The following is a 23604-nucleotide window of genomic DNA, read 5'->3' as shown; positions in this document are numbered from 1 at the left end:
AGATGATGACCAAGGTTCGCCCACGCTCCCTGCTGCAGGTGGTATTGATGGGATTTGTGCTGGTATTGATGCCGCTGGGCGGCATGATCTGGCACAACAGCACCTCCCTTGCCCACCTCAGTCAGCTCACCAGCGACGAGATGGAGCGGGCGGTCAAGGATACCCGCCGCGCCACCCTGCTGACGGCGCAAGCCATCGATATCGAACGCACTTTGCGCCGCTTCGCGGTGCTGGGGGATCGCCGCAGTCTCACCAGCTACCAGCAGCAACTCGACGGGTATCGGGTGTTGCTGGCGGAACACCGCAACTCCATCACCGACGGCCAGCTCTACAGCGGGCTCGATCAGGGGCTGGCCTGGCTCGACAGCCTGCAGGATGCCGTGTTGGCCCGGGCGGCGGCAGCGGGGGACAAGCTCGAGCAGTTCAACGATGCCAACAAGCAGCTCGAAATAGTCACCCGCAGCCGGGTTGACGAACACATGGATCGGGTGCAGCTCACCATCGCCGGACTGACCAGCGAGCTCTGGTGGGTGAGTGGAGCTGTGGCGGCGCTCAGCCTGCTGATGGTCTTTATCTTCACCTACCTCATCATCCACCCGGTACGACAGATTGAGTCGCGCATCTTGAGCCTGGGAGCCGGGGTCGAACCCGATCCCAAGCCGGTTGACGGCCCTGCCGAGCTGGTATTGTTGGGGGAGCGGATCGTCTGGCTGCACGACAAACTCAAGGAGCTGGAGCTGCAGAAATACCAGTTCCTGCGCCATGTTTCCCACGAGCTCAAGACCCCGCTGGCGGTGCTGAGGGAGGGGACGGATCTGCTCTGCGAGCAGCTGGTCGGGCCTTTGACGCCGGATCAGCTGGAGATCTGCCAGATGCTCGACGAGAACAGTCGGCGTTTGCAGACCCTGATCGAGCGTCTGCTCGACTTCAACCGGCTCAGTCAGCAGGAGGCCTTCGAACTGGAGCCCATCCCCCTGCTGCCGATGTTGTCGGAACTTTCTGCCGAGTACCGGCTGGCATTGGAGTCCAAGCAGATCCGTGTACACTTGCCGACCGTGCCGGTTACCCTGTGGGCGGAGCCCTACCGGCTACGACTGATCCTCGATAACCTCTTCTCCAACGCCGTCAGTTACGGCGCCAGCGGAGGCAATATCTGGATCAGGGCAGGGCAGGATGAACAGATAAGCTGGCTGGAAGTGGCCAACGAGGGGCCCAAGATCCCCGTGGCCGATCAGCAACGCATTTTTGAACCCTTCGAGCAAGGCAGCACATTGCGGCAAGGTCTCTTGAAAGGCTCGGGCATGGGCCTCTCCATCGCCCGCGAGTCTGCCAACAGCCTGGGGGGGGAACTGGTTCTGGTAGAGGATGAACAGGCGGATGTCTGTTTCAGGTTGACGTTGAAATGAGGACTATGAAGATACAACGCGTATTTCCAGCTCTGATGGCAGGGCTGCTCGCGGGTTGCTCCTTGCTGCCGCAACAGGCAGAGCGGGAGTCCTCCGATATCGCTTTTGCCAAGCGGATGGAGTTTGCCAACAAGGAGATGCAGGTGCGTCTGCAATACTCCGACTGGCTGCTGGCCAGTCACCCCCAGCAACGGGTGCAGGAGCGTCAGCGTCTGAAAGGGGCCGACGATCTGGAGAGCCGGGTCAGTCTGGCGATGGTGGACTCCCACCCCGCCGAATCTGTGGCCAATCGCACCGCCGGTCTGGCGCGCCTGAAGCAGATGTTGCCCGAACTGGGTCTCGATGCGCAGGCCTTTTTACGTAGCTGGATCGCCCTCGGCGAACAGCTGCTGGCTCGCGACAGCCGTCGCGATGACCAGAGTCAGGAGATCCAGCGGCTGCGCCGCCAGATCGAGCAGCTGACCGCTATCGACGACCAGCTCAACCAGCGCAAGCTGAACGAGAATCGTGAGGTAATACCATGAGCCGGATCCTGTTGGTGGATGACGACGTCAGCCTGCTCAAACTGATGAGCATGCGGCTGCGCAGTCAGGGTTATGAAGTGGATACCGCCGACAGTGCGGAAGGGGCCCTCGACCGGTTGCGTCAGCAACGGGCCGATCTGGTGCTGAGCGATCTGCGGATGGCCGGCATGGACGGGCTGGCGCTGTTCGAGCGGATCCAGGCCCAGTGGCTGGGGTTGCCGGTGATCATCATGACCGCCCACGGCACCATCCCGGACGCCATTCAGGCGACCCGCTCCGGGGTCTTCAGCTTTCTGACCAAACCCATCAACAAGGATGAGCTGTTCGCCACCATCGAACATGCTCTCAGCCTGACCCGGCCGAAACAGCAGCAGGAGTGGCAGTCGCTGATCCTGACACGCAATCCCCAGCTGGAGCAGCTGCTGATCCAGGCTCACAGCATTGCCACCATGGAGGTGCCGGTGCTGATCATGGGGCCGTCAGGCTCCGGCAAGGGGGCGATGGCGCAGGCGCTGCACCAGGCCAGCCAGCGGCGCGACAAGCCGCTTCATACCATCAACTGTGCCGCCATTCCGTGGGCGTCACTCGACTTGCAGCTGTTTGGTGAAGATGGCCAGTCCGGTCTGTTCGAGCAGGCCAAGGGGGCGACCCTATTTCTCGACGAGATTGGCAGCCTCTCCGAATCCCTGCAGGCCAAGCTGCTGCAGGTGATGGAGGAGTATGGTCAGGGCACGCCGGAGGTGCGGGTGCTCAGCTCCAGCCATCAGGATCTGGTCAGGGCGATGGAGGAGGGGCGCTTTCGGGAAGATCTCTTCTACCGTCTCAACGTTGCCAATATCACCTTGCCGTCTCTCAGTGCCCGCAGCGAGGATATCCCCCTGCTGGCCCGTCAGGCGCTCGACGATTACCGTAGCCGCCACAGCGACTGCGCCGCCATGGGTTTTTCGCCCGAGTCGCTGGCGATGCTGGCTGCCGCGGCCTGGCCCGGCAACGTGCGCCAGCTCTGCAACGTGGTGGAGCAGCTCGCCAGCCTCTGTTGCAGCCCGGTGATCGGGGTCTCCATGGTGGAGTCCGCCCTGAGCGGTGGTGGCGGCGGCATCCCCTCGTTCAACGAGGCGCGGGCCGAATTCGAGAAGGAGTATCTGATCCGTTTGCTGCGCACCACCGAGGGCAACGTGACCCTGGCGGCCAACATGGCGGGCAGAAACCGTACCGATTTCTACAAGTTATTGAATCGGCACGGTATTGAAGCAGCAAACTTCAAATCGAAGGGATAAATCAGGCGGGATCAACTACTGCCGGAGCGGCGTCAGTTTTCTGGGTTTTATGGGAGAGCCAGAGGCCGCTCGCCTTCATCAGGTAACCGAACAAGGCGCCAATGATGAGGGAGGGCAGGATCAGCCGCCACTCGCCAGCCGCCCCGAAGGTTGCACAGCAACCGGCAAAGGTGCCGGGAATGTAGCCGAGCCACTGCTGCTTGGCCTGTACGCACATCAGGGTGGCGACTACCCCCGTCATCACATAACCCGCCACACCCGCTCCCCACAGACTGTCGCCATGGATCAGCAGCAGTGCCCACAGCATGCCGCTGGTGTTGCAGAAGATGGTCTGCAGCAGCGCCTTGTAGCCACCGCTTGACGCGAAATAGCTGGTGCAGCCGAGAAAGCCGACCCAGGAGATAAGGCCGAACACGACGGCAATCCAGCCCCAGACGGCGGAGAGAATTCCAGTGGTGATGGCGATGGCGATCAGTGGGCTCATGGGGGCGACTCTTCAGTTGGCTTCGCAAAATGGGCAGCCTACCCCCGGCAATCGGGGCGGCAAGCGGGGGCCGAATTGTGTGTGATCTTCATCACCCTTTTCAACTCAGGAATACGCTTGCGCTCGCGAAAAAAATTCATTGGTGACCGGCCTGACAGTCGGCCATAGTTAGAGGCCCTGTCCTGCTCATGGAGTGAGTCTGATGGCGCCAAATGTGATCGTTCCCCTGCTGGTGTTCGTAGTCCTGTTTCTGGTCGGCACCATGGCCAAGGCACTGCCCCTGCACCACATGATGTAAATTTGTGTGAAATAAAAATCTGCCGGGGCGGGTCTTATCCATACTGCCTCACTCAGCCCCGGGAGTTTTTCATGTTGATCAAGCGTCGTACCGCCCACCCCCTCACCGAACAGGATGTCACCCCGGAAGCCGTTTATCAGGACCGCCGCCTTATTCTCAAAGGGCTGGGTCTGGGCGCGGCCACCCTGGCGTTTCCCACTCAGGCCGGTGTACTCGATCTGCTGCGCGGTAAAGAGGATGCTCCCCAGTTAGCCACCAAGCCGCTCAACAGCAAGCAGGCCACCCGGCCAGCCGATCTGGTGCTGACACCGGAAGAGAAGGCGACCAGTTACAACAACTTCTACGAGCTCGGTACCGACAAGACGGATCCGGCCCGCAACGCCCATTACCTCAAACCAGAACCCTGGACGTTGAAGGTGGAGGGGGAGGTCGCCAAACCCTTCACTCTGGATGTGTGGGATCTCATCAACAAAACCGAGCTGGAGGAGCGGATCTACCGGCTGCGCTGCGTCGAAGCCTGGTCGATGGTGCTGCCGTGGAACGGCATCTCGCTGGCGGAGCTTATTCGCCGTGCCGAACCGACCAGCCGCGCCAAGTTTGTCGCCTTCGAGACCCTGTTCGATCCGAAACAGCTGCCCGGTCAGGCCTCGGCCTCGCTGGGCGGCGGTATCGAGTATCCCTACGTCGAAGGGCTGCGTATCGACGAGGCGATGCACCCTCTCTCTTTCCTTGCGATGGGGCTCTATGGCAAGACCCTGCCCGCCCAGAATGGCGCGCCGATCCGGCTGGTAGTGCCGTGGAAGTACGGCTTCAAGAGCATCAAGAGTATCGTCTCGATCCGGCTGGTAGAGGAGATGCCGCCGACCACCTGGAATCTGCTGGCTCCCAACGAATATGGCTTCTACGCCAACGTCAACCCGCAGGTGGATCACCCGCGCTGGAGTCAGGCCAGCGAGCGTTTCATCGGCGAGGGCGGAGTGTTTGGCGCCAAGCGTCAGCCGACCCTGATGTTCAACGGCTATGGTGACGAAGTCGCCTCGCTCTATCAGGGGATGGATCTGCGCCAATGGTACTGAGATTGAAACCGGCCCATATCAGCGGCTTGCGGGCGCTGGTGCATCTGGGCTCCCTCGGCTTCCTGCTTTGGCTGGTTTTTGCCATTCCGGCAGGTCTGCTGGGGGGCGATCCGGTGCCCGAGCTTATCCACTACCTCGGCAAGGGGGCGCTCAACCTGCTGCTGCTCACCCTGCTGGTGTCGCCGCTGGCCAAGAGCTGGCGGCAGGGGCAGCTCATCAAGCTGCGCCGCCCCCTCGGGCTCTGGTGTTTTGCCTGGGCGCTGCTCCACTTCATGGCGTGGCTGGGGCTGGATCTGCAGTTTGACTGGGGCCTGATTGGCGGCGAGCTGGTCAAGCGCAGCTACATAGTAGTGGGGATGGTAGCGCTGTTGCTGCTGGCCGCCCTCAGCATCACCTCGCTGCCCGCATTGCAGCGACGCATGGGCGCCGCATGGCAGAAGCTGCACAACTGGGTCTATGCCATCGCCCTGCTGGTGCCGGTGCATTACTGGTGGTCGCTCAAGAGCGGTTGGGGGGAGCCTCTCATCTACCTGCTGCTGGCCTGCGCCCTGCTCTGGCCGAGGCGGGAGAAACTGCTGCGCACCATGCGGGGGCGCTGGAATGCAAAAGAGGCCTAATCGGCCTCTTGTTGTTTGATCTCGCCAGTGTAGGCATCGACGATGAGATGCACCTTCTGATCCTGGCGATTGAGGGTTTTGACCTCGAATTTGTCCCCTTCCAGCTCCACTTCCCGAATGTCGTGATACCCTTGCGCCAGCAGGAGTTTGACCAGCCCGGCCATGTCGAGACGGCTCTGGGCCGCCCAGCTTGTGGCACTCAACAGGCAAAGGATCAGCAGGAAACTGCGCGGGATCATATTCATTCCGGATTCATGGCTGGCAGACTATAAACGCCATTATGTTAGGTTTTTGGAGATGAATCATCCATGAATAGAGCGCTCCCTCTGCTTGGGTTATTGCTGCCGTTGCTGGCGCAGGCGGTCACGCCTGATGAAGCCATGCTGCAGCAAGCTGTCCATGAGGGACGGGTTCGGCCCTTCCATGAAATGATGGAGGTGGCGGCCAGATTGCCGGTGCGGGTGTTGCGGGTGGATCTGGGGGAAGAGGATGGTATCTGGCTCTATGAACTGCGAGTCATCGATCGGGAAAACAGCGTGATCAAGGTGGCCTATCGGGCCGACAACCTTGAGCTGGTGTGGGCCAAGGGCCACCATCTGGAGCGGTTGTTCGAACCGCCAAAGCCCCCGGTCGAGGATGATGAATAACCCCTGTGTGGAAGCCTGTTCATGCGAATTCTGATTGTTGAAGACGAAAAAATTCTGGCCGGCCAGCTGGCCGAACAGCTGCGCCTCTCCGGCTTTGTCACCGACCTCTGCCACGACGGCAACGAGGCCGGTTTCCTCGGTGAGACCGAACCCTACGATGCCATCATTCTTGACCTCGGCCTGCCGGGGCGCGATGGCCTGAGCGTGCTGAAAGAGTGGCGCAGCAAGGGGATCGATACCCCGGTGCTGGTGCTGACCGCCCGTGGTCAGCTGCACGAGAAGATCGAGGGGCTCAACGCCGGTGCCGATGACTACCTCACCAAGCCGTTCCAGGTGGCCGAGCTGGTGGCGCGGGTCCATGCGCTGGTGCGCCGGGCGGCAGGCAACGCCAGCTCCATTCTGGAGATTGGCGGAGTGCGGCTTGACATGGCGGCGTCGCAGGTGTGGTACGAAGGAACCCCCATCAAGCTGACCGCCCACGAGTTCCGGGTGCTCGGTTATCTGATGCAGCACCGGGGCAAGGTGGTGTCGCGCAGCGAGCTGATCGACCACATCTACGCTCAGGATTTCGACCGCGACTCCAATACCGTGGAGGTGTTCATCGGCCGGATCCGCAAGAAAACCAACCCCGATCTGATTGAGACAGTGCGCGGCCTCGGGTACCGGATCAACGAATGAGGCTGGTGAGAACCCTGCGGGGGCGACTGGTCGCCATCGCGCTGGTGTGGTGCGGGCTGTTTCTGTTCGCCACCGGTTTCAGCCTGCAGACCATGATGCGCAACTACTGGCAGGAGGCGGAGGCCGACGGTTTGCGCCTGCAGCTCTATGATCTGCTCTCCCGGCTGGAAGTGGCCAAAACCGGCCTGCCGGTGGTTACCGGCTCCCTCTCCGATCCCCGCTTCAATCAACCCTACTCCGGCTACTACTGGCAGCTGGAGTTGGGCCGCGATGTGGTGGGGCGCTCCCGCTCCCTGTGGGATACCAACCTGAAGAGCGATGGCCTCAAGTCGGCGTTTGGCGATCCCGACCTCTTTGTCGGCAAGGGGCCCAACAAGGAGCCGCTGCTGATCATGACCCGTACCGTGCTGCTGCCGGGCTCTGATCGGGTGTTCACTCTGGTGATGGCCAAGGACAGTAGCGCCCTGACCCAGACCCTCAACAAGACCCGCATCAGCCTGTTCCTCGGTCTCGGCTTTGCCGCCGCCGGTCTGGTGCTCGGCTTCATGTTCCAGATCGTCTACGGCTTGCGGCCGCTGCACCTGCTGCGCCGCGAATTGGGGCGGGTTCACGAGGGTCATCAGGAGGGGTTCCGGCTGCGCTATCCGCTGGAGATCCAGCCGCTGGTGGAGGATATCAACCGGCTGCTGCACCACTACGGCGAGCTGCTTCAGCGGGCGCGATCCCACACCGGCAATCTGGCCCACGCCCTCAAGACGCCGCTCAGCATCATGCGCAATCAGGTGGCCCAGTTGCCGCCAGAGGATCAGGCCGCCATCGGCGAGCAACTTGACCAGATCCAGCGTCATATCGACTATCACCTCGGCAAGGCGCGGGTGACCGGTGCCGCCAAGATCCTCGGGGTCTCGACCCCTGTGCGGGCGCGGGTGGAGTACATCTGCCGCGCTTTCTCCCGCCTCTATCCGGGCAAGACGGTGGACTTGCAGGTGCCCGCCAATCTGGCGGTCGGGGTGGAAGAGCAGGACTTCGACGAGATGGTAGGCAACCTGCTGGAGAACGCCTTCAAGTGGTCTGCCAGCGAGCTGCGCATCTCCAGCGCCGAGCTGGGGGGCTGGATCACCTTGCGTATCGAGGATGACGGCCCCGGCATGAGCGAGGATCAGATCGCCAAGGCGGTGCTGCGCGGGGTGCGGCTCGACGAGAAGGTACCGGGCTCGGGCCTGGGCCTCAATATCGTCTCCGATCTGGCGGAAGCCTATCGGGGCAGTTTCATCATGGGCCGCGCCGAACTGGGCGGTCTGGCCGCCTCCCTCTCGTTGCCCAAGGTGGCAAGAGTCGAGAGCTAGGCATAACATATGGCATTTGTTTTAGCCTGAGGAAGAGAAGCATGACCGACGATCCGTGGGCACTGTGTCACCTTGACGATTCGTTTGATGCCTCTGTGCTGGGGGTCAAGGGCGCCCAGATCCAGTGGTTTGAAGACAGGGATGGCCTGATCGCGTTCCTTCTGGAAGATTTTGTCGACTTGCTGGCCGATGTGGGCGAGCTGGACGAGGAGCAGACCGAGCAGGCGCGCGAGCGCTTCACCCTGCTGGTGGAGCAGAGCTTCGACGATCGCACCCTGATGGATGCCATCAACGATCTCGCCTCTGGCCTGCGTCGCATCGCCTGGTTGGGGCCGCTCTCGGAGCTGGCCGAGATCAGCGACGAGTTTGCCTCCGGACTGCGTCGCTATTTCTGGAGCCAGTACGACGGGGATGAAGATGACCCGGACGCCTGGGTGCCGGAAGAGCTGTGGCCGCAACTGGTGGAGTGCGCGCAGGAGTATATGGAGGAAGGGGTGTTCTAAACCCATCCCCATGCCTGCGCTTTGGCAGACAGATAAAGAAACGGCGCCTTGATGGCGCCGTTTTTATTGGGTGGCAATCGCCTTAGCCGTTGGCCGGTACCGCGTGGGCAGTGTTGGCCAGCACAGGGCCTGTGTACTTCTCGATCTGCAGCTGGGCCATGTGGCCGCAGTTGCCTTGCGCCAGACTGGACGAGCCTTCGTCGAAGGTGAGGCAGTTGACGTTGCCGTTCTTGCAGATGCTGCCCGCTTCGCCCGGCTTGGCCGGGTCGTACCAGGCCCCTTCACAGATCCGCACCACCCCTTGGCGCACATCCTCTGAGAGCAGGGCGCCCACCAGGATCTGGCCGCGCTCATTGAAGGCACGCACCAGATCCCCCTGGGCGATGCCACGAGCCTTGGCATCCAGCGGATGGATCATGATCGCCTCGCGGTCGGCGATGGCGAACTTGTCTCGCAGCGGAGTGTTGTCGAGCTGGGAGTGCAGCCGCTGGGTCGGGTGGGAGGTGTTGAGCGACAGAGGATAGCGCGCCGCCACCTCGCTCTTCACCCACTCCTTGGGCTCATACCACTTGGGATGGCCGGCGCAGTCGGCGTAACCCATCCCGGCTACCGTGTTGGAGAAGATCTCGATCTTGCCGGACGGGGTGCCGAGCGGGTTGAGCAGCGGGTTCTCGCGAAAATCGGCGTGACGGATCCACTGGCGGTTCGCTTCGGGGATCGGGAAGCGGATGTAGTTGTTGGATTCCCAGAACATGTTGAACGGCGGCAGCGCCACGCGGGCGCCGCGGGCCTGCGCTGCCATGCCGTCGTACATCTGCTTGAGCCACAGCATCTCGTCTTTGCCTTCGGTGTACTGCTCCTGCACGCCCAGCTTGGCGGCGATGGCGCTGAAGATGTCGAAGTCGTTGCGGGCTTCAAACTGCGGCGGCACGCACTGGTGCATCGGGAACACATAGCGCTGGGAGTAGTCGCCCCCCATCTCCAGATCATTGCGCTCGTAGCTGGTGGTGACCGGCAGCACGATATCGGCGTGCTTGGCGGTGGCGGTCCAGTAGGGCTCGTGAACGATCACGGTCTGCGGTTTGCGCCACGCCTGCAGCAGGTTGTTGGTGTCCTGATGGTGGTGGAAGGGGTTGCCGCCCGCCACGTAGACCAGCTTGATGTCCGGATAGGTCACCTTGCGGCCGTTGAAGTCGATGGTTTTGCCCGGGTTGGCGAGACAGTCGGCGATGCGGGCCACCGGGATCGGGGCCGGGCTGTTCTTCGGTGCGTTACCGGCGGAGATACCCGCCAGAATGCCGCCCTTGGCGGTGGGGCTGCCACCGGAGGAGTAGTGGTAGCTGAAGCCGTAGCCGCCGCCCGGCAGGCCGATCTGGCCCAGCATGGAGGCCAGCGTCACCAGCATCCAGTTCGGCTGTTCGCCGTGCTGCTGACGCTGCATCCCCCAACCGGCCATGATCATGGTGCGCTTGGTGGCCATGTCGAGAGCCAGCTGGCGGATCACCTTGGCATCGACGCCGCAGACGCTGCTCGCCCATTCGGCGCTCTTCGGTTGGCCGTCATCCTTGCCGAGCAGGTAGTTCAGGAACTTGTCGAAGCCGACGGTGTAGCGATCGAGGAAGGCTTGATCGTGCTTCTTCTCGCTGTAGAGGGTGTGAGCTACACCCAGCATCATGGCCACGTCGGTGTAGGCATTCGGGGCAATCCACTCGGCGCCGACCAGCTTGGCGGTCTCGTTGTAGATGGGGTCGATGCTGATGACGCGGGTGCCCTTCTCTTTCAGCGCCATGAAACCGGCCTGACCTTCGTGGTCCGGTATGTTCCAGCTGTTCTTCAGGGTGACCTGAGCGTTGACCCCCCACAGCACCACCAGTTCGGCGTTCTCCACCACGTTGGGCCAGGCGGTCTGCTGCTCGTACACCTCGATGGAGCCCATCACATGGGACATGATCACCTGAGCCGCACCGGTGGAGTAGTCACCGGCATAACCGGTGAAACCGCCGGAGAGGTTCATCAGGCGGTGCAGCAGGGTACGGCTGTTGTGGAACATGCCGACACTCTTCCAGCCATAGGAACCGGCGTGGATCGCCTGCGGGCCGAAGTCACTCTGCACGCGCTGGATTTCACCGGCCACCAGTTCGATCGCCTTGTCCCAGCTCACTCGCACCCACTCGTCGGCACCGCGCAGCTCGGGTTTGGCGCCCGGGCCGTGCTCCAGCCAACTCTTGCGTACCATGGGGTATTTGATGCGGTTCTTGGCGTGGACCTGGAACGGCGCCATGTCGATGAGATCGTTTGGCGCCGGATCATCGGCCACCGGCTGGACGCGCACCATGCGGCCATCTTCGACGATCGCCTCGAAAGCACCCCAGTGGGCGCCGGTTAAAATGCCCTTCTGGGCGGGCACCAGGGTCGGGAACTGACTCAATGCGGTGCAGATGGCTTGCGCCAGCGCACTCTTGGGAAAAATGCCGCCGAGCAGGGGCAGGGCTGCGCAGGCGCCGAGCCCCTTGAGCAGGTTGCGGCGGGACAGATTGGTCTTCTTGTCATTGAAAAAAGTCATAACGGTTTTCCTCTGTGCCAGCCTTAGTGGGCCGCGCTCATGTCACTGGCGTGTTTCTGGACATACTGGGTCAACATGCGAGCCTGTTCCGGGGTCAGGGAGGTACGAGATTCCATCCCCTTGATGACGCCGATCCACTGGTTGGCATTAAAGTGATCCAGCGCGGTGAGGCCGTGGCAGCCGGTACAGTTGTTGGACATCAGGGTGGAGGCGTATTGCCACAGCTTGCCCTGATCGCCGATAAGCTGGCTCTGGTCTACCCAGGCGGTCAGCTTGACCTGATGCCAGGTGAGGTTGGTGGCGCTGTCGGTTTCGCTCTGGCCGGTGACCAGCGCTTTCTTGGCGGCATCGCCGACCAGTACGCTAAGGATCCGTTTGCCCGGTGCGGCGTAGAATACTTCGCTCACACCATCCTGTTGCCAGCCTTCGATCTGCACCTTGGCGCGGCCGTTTTCGTTGGCCAGCACTTCCACCTTGGTGGAGGGCATCAGGGTGCCTTCGTCGGTCTTGGCGGCGGCATCGAGGAACAGCGGGGTGGTGGCGATGGCGTAGCGGGTGGTGACGTTGGCCGGAGTCTGGGCCGCAGCCTGCGCCAGCTCGCTGGCACCGGCGGCAGCCAGGCCGCTCATGTCAGGCATGATGTGGGCGACACCGCGGTGGCAGTCGATACAGGTCTGACCCTCCTTGATGGCGACCGGGTGCTCGGCGCGGGCATTGGGGCGCTGGGCCAGAATGTCCATCGCCTCGTAGCTGTGGCAGCTGCGGCAGGTGGCGGAGTCGTTGGCTTTCAGCTCGTCCCAGACGGATTGGGCCATCCGCAGCTTGTGGGCTTCATACTTTTCCGGGGTATCCAGCGTGCCGATCGCCTCGTGATAGATATCCTTCACGGCGCGGATCTTGGTCCACAGGTAGGAGGTGGGGTCGCCCGGGATGTGGCAGTCGGCGCACTCGGCGCGGATCCCCTTGGTGTTCTGGAAGTGGACACTGCCCTGATACTCGGCGAGTGGAGTCTGCATGGAGTGGCAGGAGACGCAGAATTCGGTGGAGCTGGTCTTGTGCAGCACGGTCACGGTGACACCCAGTGCCGCGACACCCAGCAGGGCCCCGAGCAGCAGGAGCCAGAACCAGGTTTTTCTTATCAGTTTTCCAATCATGGCGGCGTTTTCCTACGGTCAATAATTACCTACATAGTACTAGTCCAATAGTAGTAGTAATGACAGGGATAAGGCGTTGACCTCCATCATGGTTTATATTTTTGATTGTTGTCACATTTTGTCTTTTGTTTTGTTATTGATTTAATTGTCGAATTAAATTCAGTTGTTTTCTGTTTTATCTATTTGTGCACTTTCCGCGACAGCTGTTAGCCCCCTCGCAAAACCCCACAAGATTCGCTGATATAGTGAGCAGTGAGCCTCAACGGAGTGTCGCTGATGAGCCCTTTCTCGCTGCTGTGTGTCGCCGCCAACGTGCAACTGCTGGCCGAATTCGAACAGGAGTTGGCTCCGCTGCTCGGCCATTTCGCGCTGGTGGTGGTGGTCGGTCAGGGGTCGGCGGAGCTGGCCTTGGACGAGCTGGATCGCAAGGGGCAGCCACCCGCCGTGGTGGTGTGTGACAGCGAGCTGGGGGATGGGCGAGGGGCTGATTTTCTGATCCGCCTCGGCAGCCGTCACGAGGCGTGCCGCAAGATCCTGCTCGGCAGCCAGCCGGAGATGAAATCGATCATCGAGGCGGTCAACCTCGGTCGTCTCGACTACTACCTGCAACGCCCCTGGCGCGATGGCAGCCTGCGCCGGGCGGTGATCGAGCAGGCGAGCCACTTTGTATTGCAGCGTCCCGAGGCTGACCTGCTGAGCTATGCTGCCGTGCTCGACAACCAGAAGCTGCTGCGAGCCCATGTCGATCGCCAGTTGGCAGCCTATCGGCAGGGCTTTATGGATTACACCCACTGCAGCGATGAAGAGCTGTCGCGGGTGGTGATCGACGGCCTCTACCAGTTTTTCGAGGGCAATGACGAGGAGCGGGTCTGCCGCCACTACAGCCCGGGCCATGTGTTGACCCGCGAGGGGGAGCCCAACAGCTTCCTCTGGTTTATCGCCAAGGGGGAGGTGGTGCTGCGCAAGCGGGACGAGCAGGGGATCGATCAGGAGGTGGTGCACTACCGCACCGGCTCGCTGGTGGGGGGCATGTCCTTTGTGACCGGCGAACCCGCCTTCACCACCGGTGTGACCCTGACCGGTGCCGAGGTGATCAAGCTCGACAAGCTGCAATTCTCCCGGGTGATGCAGGCGCGCAGCGAACTGCTCCCCTCCTTTACCAACCTGCTGCTGCGCCACTTCAACCGTCGCCTGCAAAACAGCATCCGCACCGAGATGCGGCTGCAACAGACCCTCAACTCCCTCGATGCCGCTCACGCCCAACTGGTGGAGAGCGAAAAAATGGCGATGCTGGGTCAGCTGGTGGCCGGTGTCGCCCACGAGCTGAACAACCCGGTGGCGGCCATTATCCGTGGCAGCGAGACCCTGCGGGCCGCCATCCCCGATCTGGTCAATCTCGAACTGCCTGCCCCCATCAAGGGGCTGGGCAACCAGACCCTCTGTCAGGCGCTCTCCTCCCAGCCGGTCTCGACCAGCGAAATCCGTGACAAGACCCGGCAGGCTGAGGGGCGCTTTGGCGATCGCCAGCAGGCGCGGCTGGCGGTGCAGATGAATCTGGATGACGAGCTGAACTGGCAGCGCTGGTTTGCCGGCCGCACTGCCGACGAGCGGGAGGCCCTGCTCTCCCGGCTGGAGCTGTTCCAGCAGACCGGCAGCTTCCTGCGCAATATCGAAGTGTGTGCCCGTCGCATTGGCGATCTGGTCAAGAGCCTCAAGCAGTATGCCCGGCAGGATCGGGCCGAGCCCTCGCTGGTGGACCTGCACGAGGGGCTGGAAGATACCCTGATGATTTTCGAAAACCGCCTCAAGCATCATGAGCTCTGCAAGGAGTACCAGCCGTTGCCGCTGGTGCGCTGTCACCCCATCGCCCTGCAACAGGTATGGACCAACCTGATCGCCAACAGTCTGGATGCCATGAGCGGCCCGGGGCGACTCACCATTCGCACCGGGTTGCTGGATCCCGAGTGGGTCATGGTAGAGATCGAGGATAGCGGTTGCGGCATCGAGCCCGAGCTGTGGCAGCGGATCTTCGATCTCAACTTCACCACCAAGCGGGAGGGCCATTTCGGCCTCGGGATTGGTCTGAGCGTTTCGCTGCAGATAGTGCAACAGCACCACGGCCGGATTGAGGTGGCCTCCGAACCGGGCCGTTACACCCGGATGCGGGTCTGTCTGCCGATGGACGGCATGGGGCAGGCCGGTTACGGGGGCGAACCTCATCACAACAAGGAGCATGCGGCCTGAGCCGTCGCCAGCATCAATCGCGCGGCGTGCCAAACCATGTCGCCAAGGAGGAGCAATGAACAAACACTATCTGATCCTGTGTGTGGACGATGAGCGGGAGGTGCTGGATGCGGTGATCCACGATCTCGCCCCGTTCCGTTCCCACTTCGAACTGGAAGCCGCCGAGAGCGTCGATGAGGCGCGAGCGGTGGTGGAGGAGTGGGAGCGCGACGGCAACAAGCTGGCGCTGATCCTCTGTGACCACATCATGCCGGGAACCCTGGGGGTCGATTTTCTGGTGGAGCTGAACCGGCGTGCCACCACCCGGGCCAGCCGCAAATTGCTGCTGACCGGACAAGCGGGGCTGGAGGCCACCGTCGAAGCGGTCAATCGCGGCGGGTTGCACTACTACCTCGCCAAGCCGTGGAAGCTGGAGACCTTGCAAGAGGCGGTGCGCGAACAGCTGACCGACTACCTGCTGGCGGAAGATGGCGAAAATGCCTTCCACTATGCGCCGCTGCTCAATCAGGCGCGGTTGTTTGCCGCCATCCACGATCACCCGTTCGACGAGTAGGGGTAGTTGGGCTTTCGCGGTGGCAGTTGTATACTGTCTGCATATACAGTATTGCAGGTAGCCACCGATGCGACTCTTTATCGCCGAGAAGCCCACGCTAGGCCGCGCCATTGCCGATGCCCTGCCCAAGCCCCACAAGAAGGGCGACGGTTTTATCGAAACAGCCCAGGGGGATGTGGTCACCTGGTGCATCGGCCATCTGCTAGAGCAGGCCGAGCCCGATGCCTATGACGCCGCCTTCAAGCAGTGGCGGATGGAGCATCTCCCCATCATCCCCGCTCAGTGGCAACTGGTGGCCAAGCCCAAGACCAAAACCCAGCTCACCGTCATCAAGCGGCTGATCAAACAGGCCGACTGCGTGGTCAACGCCGGTGACCCGGACCGGGAAGGGCAACTGCTGGTCGACGAGGTGATCGACTTTCTCGGCTACCCGAAAACCAAGCCGGTGCAGCGCTGCCTCATCAGCGATCTCAACCCGCCCGCAGTGCGCCGTGCCCTAGACAAACTGAGGGATAACAAGGAGTTCGTGCCGCTGGCGGTTTCCGCACTGGCCCGCAGTCGGGCCGACTGGCTCTACGGCATCAACATGACCCGCGCCTACACCCTGCTCGGCCGCAAGGCCGGTTGTAGCGAGCTGCTCTCGGTTGGCCGGGTGCAGACCCCGCTGCTGGGGCTGGTGGTGCGGCGGGATCTCGAGATCGAGGCCTTCGTGCCCAAACCCTTCTACGAGGTGCTGGCCCATCTGCTGACCGACGGCAACGAGCGCTTCACCGCCAAGTGGCTGCCGTCTGAAGCCTGCCAGCCGTGGCAGGACGAGGAGGGGCGGGTGCTCAACCGGGCGTTGGCCGACAAGGTGGTGAGTCGGATTAACGGCCAACCGGCACAGGTCGAATCGGTGGAGGAGCAGGCCCGCAAGCAGGCGGCGCCGCTGCCCTACAACCTCTCCAGCCTGCAGATCGATGCCGCCAAACGGTTCGGTATGGATGCCAAGCGGGTGCTCGATATCTGCCAGAGCCTCTACGAGCGTCACAAGCTCATCACCTATCCGCGCTCCGATAGCCGCTATCTGCCGACCGACCACTTCAAGCGTGCCGAACAGGTGTGCGGCGCCATCGCCGCTACAGCGCCTGCACTGGCCAAGGCGGTTGCCGAGGCGGACGGCAAGATCCGCAGCAAGGCGTGGAACGACAGCAAGGTGGATGCCCACCACGCCATCATCCCCACCGAGAAGCAGGGCAACCCCGCCACGCTGGGGGCCGACGAAGCTAAGCTCTATGGCCTGATTGCCCGCCAGTATCTGCTGCAGTTCTATCCCCCGTTCGAATACAACGACAGCAAGGTGCTGCTGCGCATCGCCGGTGGTCTGTTTCAAGCCAAGGCGCGGCGCATCCTTAAGGCAGGCTGGAAGGCACTGCTCGGGGTGGAAGAGGATGACGACGAAGAGAAAGCGGGCACATTGCCGGCTCTCAAAGAGGGGGAGCAACTGCTCTGCGAGCGGGGCGAACTGCTGGAAAAGATGACCCAGCCGCCCAAATCGTTCACCGATGCCACCCTGCTGGCGGCCATGACCGGCATCGCCCGCTATGTGCAGGATCCCGAGATCCGGAAGACCCTGCGCGACACCGATGGTCTCGGCACAGAAGCGACCCGTGCCGGTATCATCGACCTACTGTTCAAGCGCCGCTTTCTGGTGCGTCAGGGCAAGAGCATCAAGGCGACCCCGACCGGGCGGGCGCTGGTGCAGGCGCTGCCTGCGACGGCCACCACGCCGGATATGACGGCGCTGTGGGAGCAGAGCCTAGGCCAGATCGCCGAGCGTCACGGCAGCTACCAGCAGTTTATGGGGCCGCTCACCGAGCAGCTCAACGGCCTGATTGAAGGGGCGCGGCAGGACTCCGGCGCCAGCTTCAGCGCCCTGCCCAAGGAGGCGCCGGGTGCCGGCAAGCGGCGTTTTACCAAGCGCAAGAGTCCGGCGGCCAGCACGACTGGCGGGCCCCGACCGCGCAAGACGGCCAGCAAGCGCCAGCCCAGGGCGGCATAACGAAAAAAGGCGCCCATCCCGGGCGCCAAAGGCATTGTTGTCAGGCTGCCTGAGTGGACAAGCTGGCACGGATCCTGTGCTGGTAGTGCAGAACCACACCGAGAAACACCAGATCCTTGAACAGGAAGAACTCGGTGACTGGCACACCATCAACCACTTTCCAGACACCTGTCAGGGTCAGCAGGAAGCTCAGCGTCGCCAGGAAGGTGACGATAGCCCCCATGCTGCACCAGTAACCGATGCGAGGTTGCCATAGACCCACGACCAGTCCGATGGCGATCACTATCTCGACCACCCCGATCAGGTTCGATACGCTCTGTTCCGACAGGGGGCCATAGAGCCAGCTCATCAAGGGGTGGCTGGCTACCAGTGGTTTGATGGCGGCTGCTTCGGTCGGGGTAAACTTGAAGACGCCGATCCAGAGCAGGGTCATTACCACGCCCGCCAGGGCGACCAGAAAGCCTTTGTCATGTTGTTGCATGGGGAGGCTCCTTGTTTAAGGGGTCAGAGTGACGGGCGGGAAGTCGATCTTGGTCGCTGCCAGGTGGTTGCCATAGTTGGTCAGGGTATTGACGACCACCTGGCCGAGCACCTCCAGCAGCAGCTCGTCATCTACGCCTGCGGCACGGGCGCTAGCAAGCTGCTCGTCACTGATCACCCCGCGCTGGTTGACCAGTGCCGTTGCCAGTTGCAGCAGGGCGTGATCAAGGGGAGCCGAGGCTTGGCCGAGCCGGGCAGCCCGGATCTCCTGGGCTGAGAATCCGGCCTTGCTCGCCAGTAGTGTGTGGGCAGACAAACAGTATTGGCAGGCGTTGGCTTGACCTATGGCCAGTGCCAGCAACTCCCGTTGTGAGGCAGTGAGGCGCCCCTTGCCAAGCGCCTCGGCAAAGGCCAGGAAGCCATTGAGCAGGGCTGGGGAGTGGCCCAGGGTAGCGTAGAGGTTGGGCACCATACCCAGATTGCGTTGCAGGGTGGCCAGGGTCTGGGCGGCTGCGGGTTGCGGTTGGGATACGGGTTGGATACGGCTCATGATCTTCTCCTGTAGTAGTGAAGGTACGGGAGACAGTGTGCCGCCATTCGTGATACGGTTTATCACTCATCGTCTGCAAATAAATACTATTCGTCTCAAATATGGATCCACTCTCTGCCCTGTTGGTTCATGCCTCCCCCGAAGCCAAGATCTTCTTCGCCGGCAACCTGTGTCAGAACTCCTCCAGTGATGATTACCCGAGTGGCGGACATCTTCATCTGCTGCGCAGCGGCGCCGTCATGCTGCGTGAAGAAGGGGGCGCCAGCTTGCTGCTCGAGGAGCCGACCCTGATCCTGTTTCCTCGGGGACGTCCTCACAAGCTTGAACCCAGAACGCTGGGGGGTTGTGATTTGGTGTGCGCCAATGTCGCCTTCGGCAAGGGGGGATCATCGCCGTTGCAACTGGCATTACCGGACTCGCTGGTGCTGCCGCTACGTGAGTTGCCTGCCCTGACGCCGGTGCTGAACCAGTTGTTTGACGAGGCGTTTCACCCCCGCTACGGGCAGGATCCGCTGATCTCCCGCTTGCTGGAGGTACTGTTGATCCTGCTGCTGCGTCATCTGGTCGAGCAAGGGGTGTGTCAGCAGGGGATGCTGGCAGGCATTTCCGATCCCCAGTTGGCCAAGGCGATCTCGGTGATGCATCAGCGTGGGGATGAACCCTGGACGGTGGCCACGCTGGCGCGGGAGGCCGGCATGTCGCGGGCCCGCTTTGCCGCGAGGTTTCAGGAGCGGGTTGGTCAAGCGCCGCTGGGTTATCTGACCCACTGGCGCATGGCGCTAGCGTGCCAGCAACTGCTGGCGGGGGAGCCCATGGTGCAGGTGGCGTTGGGGGCGGGGTACAGCAGCAGTATTGCCTTTGGTCGGGCATTCGAGCGGGAGCTGGGGGTGAGCCCGGGGCGCTGGCTCAAGGCGCAGCAACAAGCCGAATAAAAAACGGGGCAGCCAGTGGCTGCCCCGTGTTCATGGCTGGTCAGCCGGTATAGACGTTCTCTTCCGGATAACGGATGCGGGTCTCGACCGGGCGGGCCAGCATAAAGGCCAGGGTGAGGGGACCGAGACGGCCGCAGATCATCACCAGCACCAGGATCAGCTTGCCCGGCTCGCTCAGGGAGGCGGTGATGCCGGTAGAGAGGCCGACGGTGGCAAATGCCGAGATGGTCTCGAACATGATTTTGTCGAACGGCAGATCCTCGGTCACCATCAGCAGGAACATCGCCAGCATCAGCACCATGGTGCTGACGATGATGATGGCCAGCGAGCGTGTCACGATCTGGGGCGACAGGGTGCGGCCAAAAGCGGTGACATGGGGCCGTTTGGTCAAAAACGCCTTGGTCGCCAGCAGCACAACCGCGAAGGTGGTGACTTTGATACCACCACCGGTCGAGGTGGCACCGGCACCGATAAACATCAGCATCATCAGGAACAGCAATGCCGCCGGGGTCATCAGCCCGATATCTATGGTATTGAAACCGGCGGTACGGGCACTGGCAGATTGGAAAAAGGCCGCCAGCAGCTGGCCACCGATACCGGCCTTGCCGAGGGTGCCGGGGTTGTTGTGTTCCAGCAGCCAGAACATCAGGGTACCGGCCAGCAGCAGCGCCGGGGTCATCAGCAGCATCAACTTGCTGTGCAGCTTCAGCTTGCGCCAGCGGCGGTTGCGCACCAGATCGACGATGACGGTAAAGCCGATCCCCCCCAGGATCAGCAGACCGGCGATGGTCAGGCTGATGATGGGGTCGTCCCTATAGTCCATCAGGTTGTTGGCAAAGAGCGAAAACCCGGCGTTGTTGAAGGCCGAGACCGCGTGGAAGAAGCTGACATAGAGGCCGTGCACCCACCCCATCTCGGGCACCCAGCGGATCGCCATGATGCCGGTACCGATCAGTTGGGCGATAAAGGCAAACAGCACGATGCGTTTGACCAGCTGAATGATGTTGACCGAGCCCTCCTGTCCCAGCGCCTCCTTGGCCAGAACCTGCTGGCGCAGACCGACCCGCTTGCTGAAGATGGCGATGAGCAGCAGGGTCATGGTCATCTGGCCCAGACCGCCGATCTCCATCAGCATCAGCAGGAAAATCTGTCCCTGCAGGGTGAAGGCGGTGCCGGTATCCACCACGCCAAGACCTGTCACGCTGATGGCCGAGGTGGCGGTAAACAGGGCGTTGACGAAGGTGACCTCGCCATTGTGGCTGGAGGGTTGCACCAGAAAGATGGTGCCAATCAGCAGAATGATCAGAAAGCTGCCGAGGATCAGCCGGGCCTCGCTCCAGCGAGAGTCCTGTTCCCGATGGAGGGCGAAGGCGTAGCTGCTGCGCCAGTTGATCATAGGGTTTCGAGCCAGTGGTCGATGGCGTGCTTGTTGCCCGCCAGGATCAGGATGTCGCCCAGTTGCAGCTCCATCTTGCCGGTCAGCACGTTGTGCAGCACATCACCACGCTTGATGGCGAGCAGCTGGAAATCGCTCTGTTGCAGCAGGTGGAAGTCACCTAGTTCCCGGCCGTTCTGTTGCAGGCCGATCACGAACTCGGTCAGCACCATGTCGTGGCCCAGCTCCAGATAGTCGAACAGCCGGTTGTCCAGCATGCTCTGGGCGACCCGGCGGCCCATGTCCCACTCCGGGTTGATCACCTTGTCGGCGCCCACTTTCTGCAGGATCTTGGCGTGGAACTTGTCGCGCGCCTTGACCCACACCTTTTTCACGCCCGCCTCTTTCAAGACGAGGGTGGTGAGGATGCTGGTCTCCAGGTTGTCACCGATGGCAACGAAGACGATATCGAAATTGGCCAGTCCCAGCTCGGCCACGGTGGCCTCATCGGTGGCGTCGGCCACGATAACGTGATTGCAGAGGGCGGCGATTTGCCGGGTCTTGCTCTCGTCGATATCGATGGCCAGTACTTCGGCATCTTGCCGTTGCAGCTCTTCGCACAGCGCGCTGCCAAACAGGCCCAGGCCGATGACGGCAAACTGGTTGTTCATGAGTTATTCCTCAGCAGTTGAAGTCGCCTACTCTAAACCACTGCTATTCCCCCGAAAAGGGCTCGGGTTTTTCGTCATGGGGCAACTTGAGGTAGACTGCGCCCTTGCACCAAGCCGGGATAGACCGATGAAACTGAATGCCAACGCCTCCTTGTTGAAGCTCAACACCCTTGCCCTCGATGCGTACTGCCTCTGGCTGGCCGAGGTGGAGCTGGTTGCCGATCTGGCGACCCTGCGTGCCGATCCACAGCTCAACCAGTTGCCACGCCTCAATCTGGGCGGCGGCAGTAACATGCTCTTCACCACCGATTTTCTCGGTCTGGTGGTGCTCAACCGGCTCAAGGGGATTACCGCTGAAGATGGCGGCGATCACTGGTTGCTCCATGTGGCGGCGGGTGAAGATTGGCATCAGCTGGTGCGTCATACCTTGCAACAGGGCTGGTTCGGGCTGGAGAATCTGGCGCTCATTCCCGGTACGGTCGGTGCCGCGCCGGTGCAGAACATCGGTGCCTATGGCGTTGAGCTGGCCGACTTCTGTTCCTATGTCGAGGCGTTTAACTGGCAGAGTGGCGAGATTGAACGGATCGCGGCGGCAGAGTGCCGCTTCGGTTATCGCGACAGCATCTTCAAACACGAGTATCAGGATTCCCACCTGATCACCGCCGTCGGGCTCAAACTGCCCAAGGCGTGGCAACCGGTGCAGGGCTATGGCCCACTGGCGGCGCTCGGTGACGCGCCTTCGGCGCAGGCCATCTTCGATACCGTCTGTGCCACCCGCATGGTCAAACTGCCGGATCCTGCGGTGCTCGGCAATGCCGGCAGCTTCTTCAAGAATCCGGTGGTGCCTGCCGCGCTGGCGGAGAATCTCAAGGCGCGCTATCCGCAGATGCCCTGCTATCCGGCCGGAGAAGGGCAGGCCAAGCTGGCGGCGGGCTGGCTCATCGATCAGTGTGGTCTGAAAGGTTTCGCCATCGGTCGCGCCGCTGTTCATCAGGAGCAGGCGCTGGTGCTGGTCAATCTGGGGGGCGCCAGTGCCATGGAGCTGATCGCGCTGGCGGCTCATGTCCGCGACAGCGTGGAGCAGACGTTTGGCGTGGTGCTGGAGCACGAGGTGCGTTTTATGGGTGCGCACGGTGAAACCTGGCTCGACGAGGTGCTCTCATGACCCTTACTCCCATCAGACAGACCCTGATCACTCTGCTCAGCGACGGCCAGTTTCACTCCGGCGAACAGCTGGGCGAGCAGCTCGGCATCAGCCGGGCGGCGGTAAGCAAACACATGGCGGCGCTCAAGGAGCTGGGGTTGGATCTCTTTAGCCTGACCGGCAAGGGCTACCGGCTGGCGGTGCCGATGGCGCTCTATGATCAGGCTACCTTGCAGGCACTGGCCCCGATGGCGCCGGTGCACTGTTTTCCGGTCATTGGCTCGACCAACCAACACCTGCTGGATCGGGTCAATGAGCTGCGCTCTGGCGAGAGCTGTCTGGCCGAGTGTCAGACAGCCGGGCGCGGTCGTCGTGGCAAACCCTGGATTTCGCCCTTCGGTTGCCAGCTGATCCTCAGCATGTACTGGCGACTCGAGCAAGGCATGGCGGCGGCCATGGGGCTGAGTCTGGCGGTCGGCGTGGCAGTGGTTGAAGCGCTGGAGTCCCTTGGTTATCAGGGGGTCGAGCTCAAGTGGCCGAACGACCTCTACTATCAGGGCTGCAAGCTGGCGGGCATTCTGGTAGAGATGAGCGGTAGCGCCGGGGCCAGCTGTCATCTGGTGATCGGCATCGGTCTCAATCTGGCGATGCCTGCCCGCGAAGGGGAGAAGATCGATCAGGCCTGGGCCGAGTTGCGTCACATCAATCCGGAACTGGTGGATCGCAATCAACTGGCGGCCCGGATGATCGTCCATCTGCAGCGGGCGCTGCACACCTTTGAGCAGCAGGGGCTGGCAAGCTTTGTCGATGACTGGAACCGGCTCGATCACTTTGCCGGTCGCCCGGTGCGCCTGCTGATGGGTGATCAGGAGATCCGCGGCATCGCCCGTGGCATCGACGATCGCGGCGCCCTGCGGCTGGAGACGGAGGAGGGCACCAAGTTCTATCTGGGTGGCGAGCTCTCCCTGCGCCGGGGTGATTGAGGGTCAGTAAGGGCGCTCATGATGCCAAACAGAAGAGGGGGCCTGCGGGCCCCCTCTT

Annotated in this window: 23 protein-coding genes; 15 read left to right on the top strand and 8 right to left on the bottom strand. The window is 62.1% G+C overall.

What is annotated here, in order from left to right:
• Positions 1-5: 5 nt before the first annotated feature.
• The 3 genes from OKC43_RS14140 to OKC43_RS14130 are packed head-to-tail and all read left to right on the top strand — an operon-like array spanning position 6 to position 3207.
• Positions 6-1406 carry a sensor histidine kinase gene (locus OKC43_RS14140; protein WP_236272038.1) on the top strand — a complete coding sequence of 467 codons (1401 nt, stop codon included), beginning with the start codon at positions 6-8 and terminating at the stop codon, positions 1404-1406.
• Positions 1403-1930: a hypothetical protein gene (locus tag OKC43_RS14135; RefSeq protein WP_005356347.1), complete on the top strand. Its 528-nt coding sequence runs from the start codon at positions 1403-1405 to the stop codon at positions 1928-1930. Before OKC43_RS14140 ends, OKC43_RS14135 begins: the two co-directional genes overlap by 4 nt.
• Positions 1927-3207 carry a sigma 54-interacting transcriptional regulator gene (locus tag OKC43_RS14130; RefSeq protein WP_129504896.1) on the top strand — a complete coding sequence of 427 codons (1281 nt, stop codon included), beginning with the start codon at positions 1927-1929 and terminating at the stop codon, positions 3205-3207. Before OKC43_RS14135 ends, OKC43_RS14130 begins: the two co-directional genes overlap by 4 nt.
• 1 nt (position 3208) lies before the next feature.
• Here OKC43_RS14130 and OKC43_RS14125 read toward each other — a convergent pair whose 3' ends face one another.
• On the bottom strand, positions 3209-3691 hold the full coding sequence (locus tag OKC43_RS14125) for a DUF1097 domain-containing protein (protein WP_236272024.1): 483 nt from the start codon (positions 3689-3691) through the stop codon (positions 3209-3211).
• A gap of 369 nt (positions 3692-4060) precedes the next feature.
• On the opposite strand from OKC43_RS14125, the gene msrP reads away from it, so the two are divergent.
• Complete coding sequence (gene msrP, locus OKC43_RS14120) at positions 4061-5065, top strand: protein-methionine-sulfoxide reductase catalytic subunit MsrP (protein ID WP_236272025.1); 1005 nt, start codon at positions 4061-4063, stop codon at positions 5063-5065.
• On the top strand, positions 5056-5682 hold the full coding sequence (msrQ, locus tag OKC43_RS14115) for a protein-methionine-sulfoxide reductase heme-binding subunit MsrQ (protein WP_236272026.1): 627 nt from the start codon (positions 5056-5058) through the stop codon (positions 5680-5682). The genes msrP and msrQ overlap by 10 nt, the downstream gene beginning before the upstream one ends.
• Here the strand turns inward: msrQ and OKC43_RS14110 are convergent.
• A complete protein-coding gene (locus OKC43_RS14110) occupies positions 5679-5927 on the bottom strand; it encodes a PepSY domain-containing protein (protein WP_013724184.1) in 249 nt (82 codons plus the stop codon). The genes msrQ and OKC43_RS14110 overlap by 4 nt on opposite strands.
• Before the next feature lie 63 nt (positions 5928-5990).
• On the opposite strand from OKC43_RS14110, the gene OKC43_RS14105 reads away from it, so the two are divergent.
• From OKC43_RS14105 to OKC43_RS14090, 4 genes are read left to right on the top strand one after another with little or no spacing between them, the layout of a single operon-like run.
• Positions 5991-6329, top strand: a complete 339-nt coding sequence (locus tag OKC43_RS14105) for a PepSY domain-containing protein (RefSeq protein ID WP_005339825.1) — start codon at positions 5991-5993, stop codon at positions 6327-6329.
• A 21-nt stretch (positions 6330-6350) separates the two neighbouring features.
• A complete protein-coding gene (locus OKC43_RS14100) occupies positions 6351-7007 on the top strand; it encodes a response regulator transcription factor (protein ID WP_005339826.1) in 657 nt (218 codons plus the stop codon).
• A complete protein-coding gene (locus tag OKC43_RS14095; RefSeq protein ID WP_005339828.1) occupies positions 7004-8353 on the top strand; it encodes a sensor histidine kinase in 1350 nt (449 codons plus the stop codon). Before OKC43_RS14100 ends, OKC43_RS14095 begins: the two co-directional genes overlap by 4 nt.
• Positions 8354-8394: 41 nt before the next feature.
• Complete coding sequence (locus OKC43_RS14090; RefSeq protein WP_236272027.1) at positions 8395-8856, top strand: hypothetical protein; 462 nt, start codon at positions 8395-8397, stop codon at positions 8854-8856.
• A gap of 82 nt (positions 8857-8938) precedes the next feature.
• Here the strand turns inward: OKC43_RS14090 and torA are convergent, their stop codons facing one another.
• On the bottom strand, positions 8939-11419 hold the full coding sequence (gene torA / locus OKC43_RS14085) for a trimethylamine-N-oxide reductase TorA (protein ID WP_236272028.1): 2481 nt from the start codon (positions 11417-11419) through the stop codon (positions 8939-8941).
• A 23-nt stretch (positions 11420-11442) separates the two neighbouring features.
• Entirely contained in the window at positions 11443-12573 is a 1131-nt protein-coding gene (locus OKC43_RS14080; RefSeq protein WP_005339847.1) for a NapC/NirT family cytochrome c, read from the bottom strand.
• A gap of 276 nt (positions 12574-12849) precedes the next feature.
• Here OKC43_RS14080 and OKC43_RS14075 point away from each other — a divergent pair, with 276 nt between their 5' ends.
• The 3 genes from OKC43_RS14075 to OKC43_RS14065 all read left to right on the top strand — a co-directional run bounded on the left by OKC43_RS14075 (position 12850) and on the right by OKC43_RS14065 (position 17411).
• Positions 12850-14817, top strand: coding sequence for an ATP-binding protein (locus OKC43_RS14075; protein ID WP_236272029.1), 1968 nt, complete (start codon positions 12850-12852; stop codon positions 14815-14817).
• A 55-nt stretch (positions 14818-14872) separates the two neighbouring features.
• On the top strand, positions 14873-15370 hold the full coding sequence (locus OKC43_RS14070) for a response regulator (protein ID WP_042054822.1): 498 nt from the start codon (positions 14873-14875) through the stop codon (positions 15368-15370).
• A gap of 67 nt (positions 15371-15437) precedes the next feature.
• Positions 15438-17411 carry a DNA topoisomerase III gene (locus OKC43_RS14065; RefSeq protein ID WP_236272030.1) on the top strand — a complete coding sequence of 658 codons (1974 nt, stop codon included), beginning with the start codon at positions 15438-15440 and terminating at the stop codon, positions 17409-17411.
• Positions 17412-17451: 40 nt separating this feature from the next.
• Here the strand turns inward: OKC43_RS14065 and OKC43_RS14060 are convergent, their stop codons facing one another.
• Positions 17452-17892: a DUF417 family protein gene (locus OKC43_RS14060; RefSeq protein ID WP_139461831.1), complete on the bottom strand. Its 441-nt coding sequence runs from the start codon at positions 17890-17892 to the stop codon at positions 17452-17454.
• Positions 17893-17907: 15 nt separating this feature from the next.
• Positions 17908-18441 carry a carboxymuconolactone decarboxylase family protein gene (locus OKC43_RS14055; RefSeq protein ID WP_236272031.1) on the bottom strand — a complete coding sequence of 178 codons (534 nt, stop codon included), beginning with the start codon at positions 18439-18441 and terminating at the stop codon, positions 17908-17910.
• Between the two features lie 101 nt (positions 18442-18542).
• Here OKC43_RS14055 and OKC43_RS14050 point away from each other — a divergent pair, with 101 nt between their 5' ends.
• Positions 18543-19373 (top strand): AraC family transcriptional regulator, encoded by an 831-nt coding sequence (locus OKC43_RS14050; protein ID WP_236272032.1) that lies wholly within the window; start codon positions 18543-18545, stop codon positions 19371-19373.
• Positions 19374-19413: 40 nt separating this feature from the next.
• Here the strand turns inward: OKC43_RS14050 and OKC43_RS14045 are convergent, their stop codons facing one another.
• Both OKC43_RS14045 and OKC43_RS14040 read right to left on the bottom strand, forming a co-directional pair.
• Complete coding sequence (locus tag OKC43_RS14045; protein ID WP_005356363.1) at positions 19414-20769, bottom strand: TrkH family potassium uptake protein; 1356 nt, start codon at positions 20767-20769, stop codon at positions 19414-19416.
• On the bottom strand, positions 20766-21419 hold the full coding sequence (locus tag OKC43_RS14040) for a potassium channel family protein (protein ID WP_005339863.1): 654 nt from the start codon (positions 21417-21419) through the stop codon (positions 20766-20768). Before OKC43_RS14040 ends, OKC43_RS14045 begins: the two co-directional genes overlap by 4 nt.
• Before the next feature lie 127 nt (positions 21420-21546).
• On the opposite strand from OKC43_RS14040, the gene murB reads away from it, so the two are divergent.
• Positions 21547-22584, top strand: a complete 1038-nt coding sequence (gene murB / locus OKC43_RS14035) for a UDP-N-acetylmuramate dehydrogenase (RefSeq protein ID WP_236272033.1) — start codon at positions 21547-21549, stop codon at positions 22582-22584.
• Entirely contained in the window at positions 22581-23546 is a 966-nt protein-coding gene (gene birA, locus OKC43_RS14030; RefSeq protein WP_236272034.1) for a bifunctional biotin--[acetyl-CoA-carboxylase] ligase/biotin operon repressor BirA, read from the top strand. Before murB ends, birA begins: the two co-directional genes overlap by 4 nt.
• Positions 23547-23604 lie beyond the last annotated feature (58 nt).

Origin of the sequence: Aeromonas sp. Y289-2, assembly GCF_027705925.1 — a bacterium.
GTDB lineage: Bacteria > Pseudomonadota > Gammaproteobacteria > Enterobacterales > Aeromonadaceae > Aeromonas > Aeromonas veronii.
Note: the sequence above shows the minus strand (reverse complement) of the source record. Positions and strands in the feature narration are given on the sequence as shown.

Excerpts from the sequence above, each read along its gene's own strand:
- OKC43_RS14140 (WP_236272038.1), top strand. The coding sequence starts at position 6 with ATGACCAAGGTTCGCCCACGCTCCCTGCTGCAGGTGGTATTGATGGGA.
- OKC43_RS14135 (WP_005356347.1), top strand. The coding sequence starts at position 1,403 with ATGAGGACTATGAAGATACAACGCGTATTTCCAGCTCTGATGGCAGGG.
- OKC43_RS14130 (WP_129504896.1), top strand. The coding sequence starts at position 1,927 with ATGAGCCGGATCCTGTTGGTGGATGACGACGTCAGCCTGCTCAAACTG.
- OKC43_RS14125 (WP_236272024.1), bottom strand. The coding sequence starts at position 3,691 with ATGAGCCCACTGATCGCCATCGCCATCACCACTGGAATTCTCTCCGCC.
- msrP (WP_236272025.1), top strand. The coding sequence starts at position 4,061 with ATGTTGATCAAGCGTCGTACCGCCCACCCCCTCACCGAACAGGATGTC.
- msrQ (WP_236272026.1), top strand. The coding sequence starts at position 5,056 with ATGGTACTGAGATTGAAACCGGCCCATATCAGCGGCTTGCGGGCGCTG.
- OKC43_RS14110 (WP_013724184.1), bottom strand. The coding sequence starts at position 5,927 with ATGAATATGATCCCGCGCAGTTTCCTGCTGATCCTTTGCCTGTTGAGT.
- OKC43_RS14105 (WP_005339825.1), top strand. The coding sequence starts at position 5,991 with ATGAATAGAGCGCTCCCTCTGCTTGGGTTATTGCTGCCGTTGCTGGCG.
- OKC43_RS14100 (WP_005339826.1), top strand. The coding sequence starts at position 6,351 with ATGCGAATTCTGATTGTTGAAGACGAAAAAATTCTGGCCGGCCAGCTG.
- OKC43_RS14095 (WP_005339828.1), top strand. The coding sequence starts at position 7,004 with ATGAGGCTGGTGAGAACCCTGCGGGGGCGACTGGTCGCCATCGCGCTG.
- OKC43_RS14090 (WP_236272027.1), top strand. The coding sequence starts at position 8,395 with ATGACCGACGATCCGTGGGCACTGTGTCACCTTGACGATTCGTTTGAT.
- torA (WP_236272028.1), bottom strand. The coding sequence starts at position 11,419 with ATGACTTTTTTCAATGACAAGAAGACCAATCTGTCCCGCCGCAACCTG.
- OKC43_RS14080 (WP_005339847.1), bottom strand. The coding sequence starts at position 12,573 with ATGATTGGAAAACTGATAAGAAAAACCTGGTTCTGGCTCCTGCTGCTC.
- OKC43_RS14075 (WP_236272029.1), top strand. The coding sequence starts at position 12,850 with ATGAGCCCTTTCTCGCTGCTGTGTGTCGCCGCCAACGTGCAACTGCTG.
- OKC43_RS14070 (WP_042054822.1), top strand. The coding sequence starts at position 14,873 with ATGAACAAACACTATCTGATCCTGTGTGTGGACGATGAGCGGGAGGTG.
- OKC43_RS14065 (WP_236272030.1), top strand. The coding sequence starts at position 15,438 with ATGCGACTCTTTATCGCCGAGAAGCCCACGCTAGGCCGCGCCATTGCC.
- OKC43_RS14060 (WP_139461831.1), bottom strand. The coding sequence starts at position 17,892 with ATGCAACAACATGACAAAGGCTTTCTGGTCGCCCTGGCGGGCGTGGTA.
- OKC43_RS14055 (WP_236272031.1), bottom strand. The coding sequence starts at position 18,441 with ATGAGCCGTATCCAACCCGTATCCCAACCGCAACCCGCAGCCGCCCAG.
- OKC43_RS14050 (WP_236272032.1), top strand. The coding sequence starts at position 18,543 with ATGGATCCACTCTCTGCCCTGTTGGTTCATGCCTCCCCCGAAGCCAAG.
- OKC43_RS14045 (WP_005356363.1), bottom strand. The coding sequence starts at position 20,769 with ATGATCAACTGGCGCAGCAGCTACGCCTTCGCCCTCCATCGGGAACAG.
- OKC43_RS14040 (WP_005339863.1), bottom strand. The coding sequence starts at position 21,419 with ATGAACAACCAGTTTGCCGTCATCGGCCTGGGCCTGTTTGGCAGCGCG.
- murB (WP_236272033.1), top strand. The coding sequence starts at position 21,547 with ATGAAACTGAATGCCAACGCCTCCTTGTTGAAGCTCAACACCCTTGCC.
- birA (WP_236272034.1), top strand. The coding sequence starts at position 22,581 with ATGACCCTTACTCCCATCAGACAGACCCTGATCACTCTGCTCAGCGAC.